At 72.0% G+C, this 12,092-nt stretch carries 12 protein-coding genes; 5 read left to right on the top strand and 7 right to left on the bottom strand.

Annotation, left to right across the window (positions count from 1 at the left end):
• Positions 1-46: 46 nt before the first annotated feature.
• Both pknB and ACFWJB_RS25215 read left to right on the top strand, forming a co-directional pair.
• Positions 47-2,005: a Stk1 family PASTA domain-containing Ser/Thr kinase gene (gene pknB, locus ACFWJB_RS25210; RefSeq protein WP_386925017.1), complete on the top strand. Its 1,959-nt coding sequence runs from the start codon at positions 47-49 to the stop codon at positions 2,003-2,005.
• Positions 2,006-2,052: 47 nt separating this feature from the next.
• A complete protein-coding gene (locus tag ACFWJB_RS25215; protein WP_385460793.1) occupies positions 2,053-2,931 on the top strand; it encodes a deoxyribonuclease IV in 879 nt (292 codons plus the stop codon).
• Positions 2,932-2,944: 13 nt separating this feature from the next.
• On the opposite strand, the gene ACFWJB_RS25220 is transcribed toward ACFWJB_RS25215, so the two are convergent.
• On the bottom strand, positions 2,945-3,592 hold the full coding sequence (locus ACFWJB_RS25220; RefSeq protein ID WP_386925019.1) for a sulfite oxidase-like oxidoreductase: 648 nt from the start codon (positions 3,590-3,592) through the stop codon (positions 2,945-2,947).
• 192 nt (positions 3,593-3,784) lie between these two features.
• On the opposite strand from ACFWJB_RS25220, the gene bfr reads away from it, so the two are divergent.
• On the top strand, positions 3,785-4,288 hold the full coding sequence (gene bfr / locus ACFWJB_RS25225) for a bacterioferritin (RefSeq protein WP_385460787.1): 504 nt from the start codon (positions 3,785-3,787) through the stop codon (positions 4,286-4,288).
• On the opposite strand, the gene ACFWJB_RS25230 is transcribed toward bfr, so the two are convergent.
• Both ACFWJB_RS25230 and ACFWJB_RS25235 read right to left on the bottom strand, forming a co-directional pair.
• Entirely contained in the window at positions 4,285-4,518 is a 234-nt protein-coding gene (locus tag ACFWJB_RS25230; RefSeq protein WP_385460784.1) for a bacterioferritin-associated ferredoxin, read from the bottom strand. The two genes, bfr and ACFWJB_RS25230, sit on opposite strands and share 4 nt — an antisense overlap.
• 171 nt (positions 4,519-4,689) lie before the next feature.
• Complete coding sequence (locus ACFWJB_RS25235) at positions 4,690-6,042, bottom strand: class II 3-deoxy-7-phosphoheptulonate synthase (protein WP_385460781.1); 1,353 nt, start codon at positions 6,040-6,042, stop codon at positions 4,690-4,692.
• 104 nt (positions 6,043-6,146) lie between these two features.
• Here ACFWJB_RS25235 and ACFWJB_RS25240 point away from each other — a divergent pair, with 104 nt between their 5' ends.
• Together ACFWJB_RS25240 and ACFWJB_RS25245 are read left to right on the top strand one after the other, a co-directional pair.
• Positions 6,147-6,203 (top strand): trp operon leader peptide, encoded by a 57-nt coding sequence (locus ACFWJB_RS25240; RefSeq protein WP_225634270.1) that lies wholly within the window; start codon positions 6,147-6,149, stop codon positions 6,201-6,203.
• Between the two features lie 104 nt (positions 6,204-6,307).
• The gene (locus ACFWJB_RS25245) at positions 6,308-8,197 is read left to right on the top strand and encodes an anthranilate synthase family protein (RefSeq protein WP_386925022.1); all 1,890 of its coding nucleotides are present in this window, start codon (positions 6,308-6,310) and stop codon (positions 8,195-8,197) included.
• Here the strand turns inward: ACFWJB_RS25245 and ACFWJB_RS25250 are convergent.
• The 4 genes from ACFWJB_RS25250 to ACFWJB_RS25265 form a co-directional block, all read right to left on the bottom strand.
• On the bottom strand, positions 8,149-9,144 hold the full coding sequence (locus ACFWJB_RS25250; protein WP_385460775.1) for a 2-hydroxyacid dehydrogenase: 996 nt from the start codon (positions 9,142-9,144) through the stop codon (positions 8,149-8,151). The genes ACFWJB_RS25245 and ACFWJB_RS25250 overlap by 49 nt on opposite strands.
• Before the next feature lie 111 nt (positions 9,145-9,255).
• Positions 9,256-9,933: a response regulator gene (locus ACFWJB_RS25255; protein WP_386925024.1), complete on the bottom strand. Its 678-nt coding sequence runs from the start codon at positions 9,931-9,933 to the stop codon at positions 9,256-9,258.
• On the bottom strand, positions 9,930-11,180 hold the full coding sequence (macS, locus tag ACFWJB_RS25260) for a MacS family sensor histidine kinase (RefSeq protein WP_385460769.1): 1,251 nt from the start codon (positions 11,178-11,180) through the stop codon (positions 9,930-9,932). The genes ACFWJB_RS25255 and macS overlap by 4 nt, the downstream gene beginning before the upstream one ends.
• 33 nt (positions 11,181-11,213) lie before the next feature.
• Complete coding sequence (locus tag ACFWJB_RS25265) at positions 11,214-12,008, bottom strand: lysophospholipid acyltransferase family protein (protein WP_385460808.1); 795 nt, start codon at positions 12,006-12,008, stop codon at positions 11,214-11,216.
• Between the last annotated feature and the right edge of the window lie 84 nt (positions 12,009-12,092).

The raw sequence follows: 12,092 nt of genomic DNA on the forward strand, positions 1-12,092 counted from the left end.
CGGACGTGGCCGCCGGGTGTCCGCGGCGGCTCGTACACTCGCCTGCGTGGACACGACCCTTCAGGACCCTCTCGTCGGGCAGGTGCTCGACGGCCGGTACCGCGTCGAGGCGCGGATCGCGGTCGGCGGGATGGCCACGGTCTACCGGGCCGTGGACACCCGCCTGGACCGCGTGCTCGCGCTGAAGGTGATGCACCCGACGCTCGCCACCGACGCCACCTTCGTGGAGCGGTTCATCCGCGAGGCCAAGTCGGTGGCGCGGCTCGACCACCCCAACGTCGTCCAGGTCTTCGACCAGGGGGCCGAGGGGGCGTACGTCTATCTGGCCATGGAGTACATCGCCGGCTGCACCCTGCGCGACGTGCTGCGCGAGCGCGGGGCGCTCCAGCCGCGGGCCGCGCTGGACATCCTGGAGCCGGTGCTGGCCGCGCTGGGCGCCGCGCACCGGGCCGGGTTCGTGCACCGGGACATGAAGCCGGAGAACGTGCTGATCGGGGACGACGGCCGGGTCAAGGTCGCCGACTTCGGGCTGGTGCGGGCCGTGGACACGGTCACCAGCACCACCGGGTCGGTGCTGGGCACGGTCTCCTACCTGGCGCCCGAGCAGATCGAGGACGGCACCGCCGATCCGCGGGTCGACGTGTACGCGTGCGGTGTCGTCCTGTACGAGATGCTGACCGGCGGCAAGCCGCACGAGGGGGACTCCCCCGCCCAGATCCTCTACAAGCACCTCCACGAGGACGTGCCGCCGCCGTCGGCCGCCGTCCCGGGGATGGCGTATCCGCTGGACGACCTGGTCGCCTCGGCGACCGCGCGCACCCCGGAGGTCCGCCCGCACGACGCCGTGGCGCTGCTGGCACGGGCCCGTGAGGCGCGTGCGGCGCTGACCGCCGAGCAGCTGGACGCGGTGCCCCCGCAGGCTCTCGCCGCGGACCACGACAACGCCGAGGACCGCACGAGTGTGATCCCGCGCGCCCTGACACTGCCCCGGGCGCTGCCGGTGAACGAGGACGTCGACCCGCCCGCCGGCCCGGCCGGCGTCCCCGGCGCCGACGGGGTGCACCGCACCAGCCGGCTGGCGGCGGAGCCGCCGCTGCCGCCCCGGAGCCGCCGCCCGCGGCTGAAGCGCGGGCCGGTGGCCCTCGTCGTCGCCGTGCTGCTCGTCCTCGGCGTCGGCACGGGCGTCTGGTACATCAACTCCGGCCAGTTCACCAAGGTGCCACCGCTGCTGTCGAAGACCCAGGCGCAGGCCGAGGACCGGCTGGAGGAGGCCGGGCTCGACGTCGGCGCGGTCCGGCACGCCTACAGCGACACGGTCGAGCGGGGCACCGTCATCAGCACCGACCCCGGGGTCGGCACCCGGATCCGCCGGAACGACTCGGTGTCGTTCACGATCTCCGACGGTCCCGACACCGTGAAGCTGCCGGACGTGCAGGGCTACAAGCTGGACCGGGCGCGGACCCTGCTCGAGGACGAGGGGCTGGAGCCGGGCATGGTGACCCGGGCGTTCAGCGAGGACGTCCCCAGGGGCCTCGTGATCTCCACGGACCCGGGGACGGGCAGCGAGGTGCGCGCGGGCTCGGCGGTCGCCCTCGTGGTCAGCAAGGGCCGCCCGATCGACGTGCCGGACGTGACCGGCGAGGACCTGGCGGACGCGAGGGCCGAGCTGACGGACGCCGGCCTGAAGGTGAAGGTCGCCACCGAGCAGGTCACCTCCGAGTACGACGAGGGGCAGGTCGCCCGGCAGACGCCGGACGCCGGCAGCCGGGCCGCCGAGGGCGACACGGTGACGCTGACCGTGTCCAAGGGCCCCGAGATGATCGAGGTGCCGGACGTGGTGGGCGACAGCGTGGACGACGCGAAGCGGAAGCTGGAGGACGCCGGGTTCGGGGTGAAGGAGGACCGCGGGCTGCTCGGGCTGTTCGGCGACACCGTGAAGGACCAGTCCGTCGACGGCGGGGACACGGCGCCCAAGGGCTCCACCATCAAGATCACCATCAGGTGACGGCTCTCACGGTCCGGACCCCTGACCGGGCATGACACCCTGAACGGGTGAACAGTCAACAGTCCGCCCTCCCGCGCAACCCGGTCGGCGGTCACGTGCCCGTGGCCGGCGGCCTGCACTCCGTCGGCCTGTCCTACGCCCGTGACCTGCGGGCGGAGGCCGTGCAGGTCTTCGTCGCCAACCCGCGCGGCTGGGCCACCCCGGCCGGCAACCCGAAGCAGGACGAGGCGTTCCGGGAGGCCTGCGCCACCGAGTCGATCCCGGCGTACGTGCACGCGCCGTACCTGATCAACTTCGGGTCGCACACCGAGGCGACGGTGGAGCGGTCGGTGGAGTCGCTGCGGCACTCGCTGCGGCGCGGGCGCGAGATCGGGGCGCTCGGGGTGGTCGTGCACACCGGCAGCGCGACCGGCGGACGGGACCGTTCCGTGGCCCTGAAGCAGGTGCGGGAGTTCATGCTGCCGCTGCTGGAGGAGCTGACCCACGACGACGACCCGTACCTGCTGCTGGAGTCGACCGCCGGACAGGGCGCCTCCCTGTGCTCGCGGACCTGGGACTTCGGGCCCTACTTCGAGGCGCTGGACGCCCATCCGAAGCTGGGCGTCTGCCTGGACACCTGCCACATCTTCGCCGCCGGGCACGACCTGACCGGCCCGGCCGGCATGCACCGGACGCTGGACCTGCTGGTGGACACCGTCGGCGAGGGGCGGCTGAAGCTGATCCACGCCAACGACTCCAAGGACGTGGCGGGCGCGCACAAGGACCGCCACGAGAACATCGGCGCCGGCCACATCGGCGAGGACCCGTTCCGGGCACTGATGACGCACCCGGCGACCGAGGGCGTGCCGCTGGTCATCGAGACACCGGGCGGCAAGGAGGGGCACGCCGCGGACGTGGAGCGGCTGAAGAAGCTGCGCGACGGCTGATCCGGCGGCCGGGTCAGAGCCCGGGGCCGTCCCCGGGCTCCTCCTGGTAGGAGTAGCGCTGCTCCCGCCACGGGTCGCCGATGTTGTGGTAGCCGCGCTCCTCCCAGAAGCCGCGGCGGTCGGCGGTCATGTACTCGATGCCGCGGACCCACTTCGGGCCCTTCCAGGCGTACAGGTGGGGGACGACCAGGCGGAGCGGGAAGCCGTGCTCGGCGGTCAGCAGCTCGCCGTCCTTGTGGGTGGCGAACAGGGTCCGCTCGGCGGCGAAGTCGGACAGCCGGAGGTTGGAGCTGAATCCGTACTCCGCCCACACCATCACATGGGTGACGGCGGGCGCGGGCGGGGCGATCTCGAGGATCGTGCGGGCCGGCACGCCGCCCCACTCGGAGCCGAGCATGCTGAACTTCGTCACGCAGTGCAGGTCGGCCACGACCGTGGTGTACGGCAGGGCGGTGAACTCCTCGTGGGTCCAGCAGTGCTTGTCGCCGCCGGCGGTGGCGCCGAAGACCCGGAACTCCCACCGCTCGGGCCGGAACTTGGGGACCGGACCGTAGTGGGTGACCGGCCAGCCGCGCTGGAGCCGCTGTCCCGGCGGAAGCTCGACCTGCGGCGTCTTCCCCGAACCGCCCTCTCCCGACCCGTGTTCCACCGGCTGACCCATGCCTCCATCCTGACAGACCCGGACCGATGCCCCTGACACGGCCCCCTTACATGCGGGTACACGCGATCAAAAAGGGCATTTCTTTCTAAGTCTGTACGTACTTACTAAGTCAAGACTTACTGGACGATCTTCGATGCCGGTGCAATCATGCGGCGCAACCCGCCAGTTCCCGCGTGGAAGGAGCCTTACGCGATGCAGGGCGACCCCGAGGTCCTCGAGTTCCTCAACGAGCAGCTGACCGCCGAGCTCACCGCGATCAACCAGTACTTCCTGCACTCGAAGCTGCAGGACCACAAGGGCTGGACCAAGCTCGCGGAGTACACGCGCGCCGAGTCCTTCGACGAGATGCGGCACGCCGAACTCCTCACCGACCGCATCCTGCTTCTCGACGGCCTGCCCAACTACCAGCGCCTGTTCCACGTGCGGGTCGGCCAGAGCGTGACGGAGATGTTCCAGGCCGACCGGGAGATCGAGGTCGAGGCCATCGACCGGCTGCGCCGGGGCGTCGAGGTGATGCGGGCCAAGAACGACATCACGTCGGCCAACGTCTTCGAGGCGATCCTCGCCGACGAGGAGCACCACATCGACTACCTCGACACCCAGCTGGAGCTGATCGACAAGCTGGGCGAGTCGCTCTACCTGTCGACGGTCATCGAGCAGTCCCAGCCCGACCCGTCGGGACCGAAGCTGGTCTAGGCGGCTTCCGGAATCTCCGAGAGGACCGGTTCCCCCTGGTCGGCGAGCTGCCGGCGGGGGCAGGCGCCGCGGCCGAGCAGCGCCTGGATGCGCCGTACGCAGCCGCCGCAGTCGGTGCCGGCCTTGCAGGCGGACGCGATCTGCCGGGGCGTGCAGGCGCCGGCCTCCGCGTGGCCCTTCACCTGTTCCTCGGTGACACCGAAGCAGCTGCAGACGAACACGCGGTTCACCTCCCGAGCGGGGTACTGGGTCGTGCCGTACCGACGACCGGGGACCCGACTGGTCGGTGAGGCAAACCTAACCTTACCCATCACGCGGGAGCCGCAAAAGCGGAGGGGGCACGGATCGTATGTGACCCGCGCCCCATTCCGTGTGCCCGCCGCCCGGTCGGGGGCGGACCGTCACTGGTCCCGGTACATCTCCGCCACCAGGAACGCCAGGTCGAGCGACTGGCTGCGGTTCAGGCGCGGGTCGCAGGCCGTCTCGTAGCGCTGGTGCAGGTCGTCGACGAAGATCTCGTCGCCGCCGCCCACGCACTCGGTGACGTCGTCGCCGGTGAGCTCCACGTGGATGCCGCCCGGGTGGGTGCCGAGCGACTTGTGGACCTCGAAGAAGCCCTTGACCTCGTCGAGCACGTCGTCGAAGCGGCGGGTCTTGTGGCCGGAGGCCGCCTCGTAGGTGTTGCCGTGCATCGGGTCGGTGATCCAGGCGACGGTGGCACCGGAGGCGGTGACCTTCTCGACCAGCTCGGGGAGCTTGTCGCGGATCTTGTCCGCGCCCATCCGGACGATGAAGGTCAGCCGGCCGGGCTCGCGGTCCGGGTCGAGACGCTCGATGTACTGCAGCGCCTCCTCGGCCGTCGTCGTCGGGCCGAGCTTGATGCCGATCGGGTTGCGGATCCTCGAGGCGAACTCGATGTGCGCGTGGTCCAGCTGCCGCGTGCGCTCACCGATCCACACCATGTGCCCGGAGACGTCGTAGAGCTGACCGGTGCGGGAGTCGACGCGGGTGAGCGCCGACTCGTAGTCGAGCAGCAGCGCCTCGTGCGACGAGTAGAACTCGACGGTCTTGAACTCCTCCGGGTCCGTGCCGCAGGCCCGCATGAAGTTCAGGGCGCTGTCGATCTCCCGGGCGAGCTGCTCGTAGCGCTGGCCGGACGGGGACGACTTCACGAAGTCCTGGTTCCAGGCGTGCACCTGGCGCAGGTCGGCGTAGCCGCCGGTGGTGAAGGCACGCACCAGGTTCAGCGTGGACGCCGACGCGTGGTACATGCGCTTGAGCCGCTCGGGGTCCGGGATCCGGGCCTCTTCGGTGAAGTCGAAGCCGTTGACGGAGTCGCCGCGGTAGGTCGGCAGCGTGACGCCGTCGCGGGTCTCGGTCGGCTTGGAGCGCGGCTTGGAGTACTGGCCGGCGATCCGGCCGACCTTCACCACGGGCACCGAGGCGGCGTACGTGAGCACGGCGCCCATCTGGAGCAGGGTCTTGAGCTTGTTGCGGATGTGGTCCGCGGACACCGCGTCGAAGGCCTCGGCGCAGTCGCCGCCCTGGAGGAGGAACGCCTCTCCCTTGGCGACGGCCGCCATCCGGGCGCGCAGCTGGTCGCACTCGCCCGCGAAGACGAGCGGCGGATACGACTCGAGGTCCGCGATCACTGCGCGCAGAGCCTCGGTGTCGGGGTACTCGGGCTGCTGCGCCGCGGGCAGGTCTCGCCAGGTGTTGCCAGCGCTCGGGCTGGTCTTAGCGTTCACGGTCACGGCCTCAACACTACGGGGTCGGATGACCGCTCCCGGCGCATGCCCAGGGAGTGAGACACGGTGCACGCCCTGTGGACGGGCGGCGGTGGGGTACGCTGCGCCGTATGTTCGCGCACTCGACCCAGAACTGGTGGTGGACCGCTCCTCCGGCGGCCCACTGACTGCGCGTACGCAAGACTTCGCGAAGGCCGCCCGAGAGGCGGCCTTCGGTGTTTTCGCGTCCGGGCCGTTCCTCTCACCGAGAGAACGAGAAGGACACGGACCCATGCCACAGTTCGACCTGCGCGCCCTGACCGCCGGCGACCGCCCGTTCGCCCTGCTCCGCCGCCGCACGCCGGGCCACCCGCACGACACCGTGGAGCTGCTGCTCGGCCCGGTGACGGAGCACGACCGGCTCGCCGCGCTGCCCGACGAGGGGCTGGCGCTGGTGCCGTTCCGGCAGATCCGCGAGCGCGGCTTCGACGTCCGCGACGACGGCACACCACTGCTGGTGCTGACCCCCGAGGAGCGGTACGGCATCCCGCTCGACCAGGCCCTGGAGCAGCTGCCCGCGCACGACGTGCGGGTCGAGGACGGCGGCTTCGACGTGGACGACGAGGAGTACGCGCGGATCGTCGGACGGGTGCTGGACGAGGAGATCGGCCGGGGCGAGGGCGCCAACTTCGTGATCCGGCGGACGTACGAGGGACACGTCCCCGGCTTCGGGCGCGCCGACGCGCTCGCCCTGTTCCGGCGGCTGCTGGAGGGCGAGCGGGGCGCGTACTGGACCTTCGTGGTGCACACCGGGGACCGGACGCTGGTGGGGGCCAGCCCCGAGGTGCACGTGCGGATGTCCGGGGGCACGGTCGTCATGAACCCGATCAGCGGCACGTACCGCTATCCCGCGGAGGGACCGTCCCCGGAGCACCTGCTGCGCTTCCTCGCCGACGGCAAGGAGATCGAGGAGCTGTCGATGGTGGTGGACGAGGAGCTCAAGATGATGTGCACCGTCGGCGACATGGGCGGCGTCGTCGTCGGGCCCCGGCTGAAGGAGATGGCCCACCTCGCGCACACCGAGTACGAGTTGCGCGGCCGTTCCTCGCTGGACGTGCGGGAGGTGCTGCGGGAGACGATGTTCGCGGCGACGGTCACCGGCTCGCCGGTGCAGAACGCCTGCCGGGTCATCGAGCGGCACGAGGCCGGGGGGCGGGGCTACTACGCGGGTGCGCTGGCGCTGCTCGGCCGGGACGCGGGCGGTGCGCAGAGCCTCGACTCGCCCATCCTCATTCGTACGGCGGACATCGACGCCGAAGGACGGCTGCGGGTGCCGGTCGGCGCCACGCTGGTGCGGGGCTCTGACCCGGCGGGCGAGGTCGCGGAGACGCACGCCAAGGCCGCCGGGGTGCTGGCGGCGCTGGGGGTGCGTCCCGCCCGGCCCCGTGCTGAGGCCGGGCGACCGAGGCTGGCCGACGATCCGCGGGTGCGGGCGGCCCTGGACGGGCGCCGGGCATCGCTGGCGCCGTTCTGGCTGCGGATGCGGGAACCGTCGGACCTGCTCACCGGGCAGGCCCTGGTCGTCGACGCGGAGGACACGTTCACCGCGATGCTCGCGCACGTGCTGCGCTCGGCCGGGCTCGGCGTCACCGTCCGGCGGTACGACGAGCCGGGGCTGCGCGAGGCGGTGCTCGGGCACCAGGGCCCGGTGGTGCTGGGGCCCGGTCCCGGTGACCCGTGCGACTCCGCCGATCCGAAGATGCGCTTCCTGCGCGCGCTGACCGCCGACGTGCTGCGGGACGGCCGGCACGGTGTCCTCGGGGTCTGCCTGGGGCACGAGCTGATCGCGGCCGAGCTGGGTCTGGACATCGTCCGCAAGGAGGTGCCGTTCCAGGGGGCGCAGACCGGGATCGACCTGTTCGGGCGGCGGGAGACCGTCGGCTTCTACAACAGCTTCGTGGCCCGCTGCGACGACCGGGCGGCCGCCGGGCTGGCCGCGCGCGGCGTGGAGGTGAGCCGGAGTGCCGCGCAAGAGGTGCACGCGCTGCGCGGACCGGGCTTCGCCGGCGTGCAGTTCCATCCGGAGTCGGTGCTGACGCTGAACGGCGCGGCGATCGTGCGGGAGCTAACCGGTCAGGTGCGCGGCACGAGCACGTTCTCCGAGCGGCGGCCGGCCCGGTAGTCGAGGACGTTGCGCACCGTGGCGTCGACGATCTGCCGGACGGCGTCCTCGGTGTAGTAGGCCTGGTGCGAGGTGACCAGGACGTTCGGGAAGGTGACGAGGCGGGCCAGCGTGTCGTCGGCGATGGCCTCCAGGGACTTGTCGAGGAAGAACAGGCCCGCCTCCGCCTCGTACACGTCGAGGCCCACCCCGGTGAAGCGGCCGGCGCGCAGTTCGCCGACCAGGGCCGCGGTGTCGATCAGGCCGCCCCGGCTGGAGTTGACCAGGATGGCGTCGTCCTTCATCGCCTTCAGGGCGTCCGCGTCGATCAGGTGCTGGGTCTCGGCCATCAGCGGGACGTGCAGGCTGACCAGGTCGGACTCGGCGAGCAGCTCGTCCTTGGCGACGTAGCGCATGCCCAGCTCCAGGCAGGCCGGGTTCTCGGCGACGTCCCAGCCGAGCAGCCGCATGCCGAAGCCGTGGGCGATGCGGGCGAACGCCTCGCCGATCTTGCCGGTGCCGAGGACGCCGGCGGTGCGGCCGTGCAGGTCGCGGCCCATCAGGCCGTGCAGGCGGAAATCGAAGTCGCGGGTGCGGGTGGAGGCCCGCACGATGCGGCGGTTGACGGCCATGGCGAGCGTCCAGGCGAACTCGGCGACCGAGTGGGGCGAGTAGGAGGAGACGCGGGCCACGGTCATGCCGAGCCGCTCGGCCGTGTCGAGGTCGACGTTGTTGAAGCCGGTGGAGCGCTGGGCGACCATCCGGGTGCCGCCGGCCGCGAGGATCTCCAGGACGCGTGCGCCGAGGTCGGCGTTGACGGACGTGGAGACGATCTCGTGGCCCGCCGCGATGGGGGCGGTGTCCTCGGTGAGGAAGACGTCGAGGCAGTGGACGCCGTCGTGGCCGAGGAACGCCTCCTCGATCAGGGGCTTCTCGTCGGCCTGGACGCCGAAGGCCAGGATCTCCATGACCGCTCCCGTTCCGCTGGGCTCCGGGCCGAATATACGGCGCCCCGTCCGCGGCCGCCGACAGGTCGGGGAAGTGCTGCCCGTGGGCGTCCGGTCACCGTCCCGTTCCGGTCACGCGTCGTCCAGGCCCCGCTCTATCGCGTACCGCACCAGTTCCACCCGGTTGTGGAGCTGGAGCTTGCCGAGGGTGTTCTGGACGTGGTTCTGCACGGTGCGGTGGGAGATGACGAGGCGTTCGGCGATCTGCTTGTAGCTCAGGCCCTTGGCGACCAGGCGCAGCACCTCGGTCTCGCGGTCGGTGAGCCGGGGCGCCCCGGGCTCGCCGGTATCCGGGGCGGGGGCCGGTTCGGAGGCGAGGCGGCGGTACTCGCCGAGGACCAGCCCGGCCAGGCCCGGGGTGAAGACGGGGTCGCCGACGGCCGTACGGCGCACCGCGTCCTGCAGTTCCCCGGTGGAGGCCGACTTCAGCAGGTACCCGGTCGCGCCGGACTTCACCGCCTCGAGGACGTCGGCGTGCTCCCCGCTCGCGGACAGCACCAGGACGCGCAGCTTCGGGTCGGCGCCGACGACCTCCTTGCACACCTGGACCCCGGGCTTGCCGGGCAGGTTGAGGTCGAGCACGAGCACGTCGGGCGCGGCCGCCCGGGCGCGGCGCACCGCCTGTTCGCCGTCGCCGGCGGTGGCGACCACCTCGAAGCCGGACTCGGAGAGGTCCCGGGCCACGGCGTCGCGCCACATCGGGTGGTCGTCGACCACCATGACCTTGATCGGATCCTGTCGCTCGGTCATCGGTCCGCCTTCCCCCGTGCGCTGCCGCCGGTGTCCATGGATGTGCCCGGCGCCTTCGGCGCCCTGAGTTCCACCTCGGTGCCCTGTCCGGGCACCGAGATCAGTTCGGCCGTGCCGCCGAGGTCGCGCAGTCGTCCCCGGATGGACAGGGCGACACCGAGCCGCCCCTCGCCCTCGGCCTCGGCGAGACGTCCCTCGGGGATGCCGGGGCCCTCGTCGCGGACGGTGACGATCACCTCGTCCGGCTCGTCCTCGACGAGGATCCACGCACGCGCGTCCTCGCCGACGTGCCTGCGGACGTTGTCCAGGGCGGCGCCCACCGCGGCCGCGAGCTCCCGCGCGGCGGCCGGGGCCAGGGGCACCGGGGCGCCGGGCTCGGCGAGGTTCACGCGCGCCCCGGCGTACGGGGCGAGCAGTGCGCGCAGGTCGACGGGACCGTCCGGGGCGTCCTCGTCCGGTTCCTCCACCGCCCGTACGACGGCGCCCTCGGCGGTGTCCTCCGACACCCGGGAGACGGGGACCAGGCCGCCGGAGACCAGGGTGCGCAGCGCGACCTCCTGCTCGCCGGCCATCCGGCCCAGCTCGGCCGCCTCGCCGCCGATGACGGCGCCGCGCCGCTGCACCATGGCGAGGACCTGGAGGACGCTGTCGTGGATGTCCCGGGCGAGCCGCTCCCGCTCCCTGGTCGCCGCCTCGATCTCCAGGGCGCGGGCGAGGGTGCGCTCGGAGGCGCGGGCGACCTCGACGACGTAGCCGATGGCGATGGAGGCGACCCAGACGAGGATCACGTTGTGGACGGTGTCGCGGGCCGGGGTGCCGCGTTCGACGAGGTTGGCCACGGCGACCGGGGTGGAGGCCATGGCCGCCCAGCGCCAGCCGCCCTTGATGGCGAAGGCCAGGACGGAACCGGCGGTCCATATCGACGGCAGGGTCGGCCCGCCGTCCATGACCCGTTCGGGAGCGTCGGCGAAGGGGGTGAGCAGGATGCCGGTGAGGGCGATCGTGAGGTCGGCGGCGAGGAAGCCCCTGGTGCAGCCGGCCGCGCCCGAGACCCTGGGCAGGGTCGCCAGCGTCCAGACGAAGAGGACGGCGTAGTAGCCGACGGCGAGCCAGGGGCGGGTGAAGCCGGACCAGGCGGTGGTGAAGAAGCCGATCGCGTACAGCATGGTGAGCACGCGGTACCCGGCGAGCGCGCGCCACAGCGGCTGCTCGACCGACATCCTCATGACTCTCTCGCGCCTGGCCATGTCCCCCCGCCCCCGCCCCCGGCCCCGGCCCGGCTAGGGCTCGGTGCTCCGCTCGGCGCCGCCGTCCCGCTCGGCCGCCTTCTCCTTCGCCGTCTGTTCCTTCTCCGCCTGCGCGAGCGCGGCCTTCGCCGCCTTGCCCGCCTCCTTCTCGGCCTTCGCCGCCTCCGCGAGCTGCCGCTTCATGGCGGTCGCGTACATGTCGACGTACTCCTGGCCGGAGAGCTTCATGATCTCGTACATGACCTCGTCGGTCACCGCGCGGAGCACGAAGCGGTCGTGCTCCATGCCCTGGTAGCGGGTGAAGTCCAGGGGCCTGCCGATGCGGATGCCGGGGCGCATCAGCTTCGGCACCACCTTGCCCGGCGGCTGGATCTTCTCGGTGTCGATCATGGCGACCGGGATGACCGGGGCGCCGGTGGCGAGCGCCACGCGCGCGAGGCCGCCGGGCTTGCCGCGGTACAGCCTGCCGTCCGGGGACCGCGTGCCCTCGGGGTAGATGCCGAACAGCTCGCCGCGCTCCAGGACCTCTATGCCGCTCCTGATGGCGGCCTCGCCCGCGCCGCGCGCGCCGGAGCGGTCCACGGGGAGCTGGCCGACGCCCTTGAAGAACGCGGCGGTCAGCCGGCCCTTGACCCCGGGCGTGTTGAAGTACTCGGCCTTGGCGATGAAGGTCACCTTGCGGTCGAGGACGGCCGGCAGGAAGAACGAGTCGGAGAACGACAGGTGGTTGCTCGCCAGAATGGCGGGGCCCTCGGCCGGGATGTGCTCCAGGCCTTCCACCCAGGGCCGGAAGGCGAGCTTCAGCGAACCCCCGACGGTGACCTTCATCGCGCCGTACAACAACCGAGTGCCTCCTGTGTCTGTGGGTCAGACCCTATCCCGGGGCACCGTCAATGGCCCCGACGGCCCTGG

It is taken from the genome of Streptomyces sp. NPDC127100 (assembly GCF_042724095.1).
Lineage (GTDB): Bacteria > Actinomycetota > Actinomycetes > Streptomycetales > Streptomycetaceae > Streptomyces.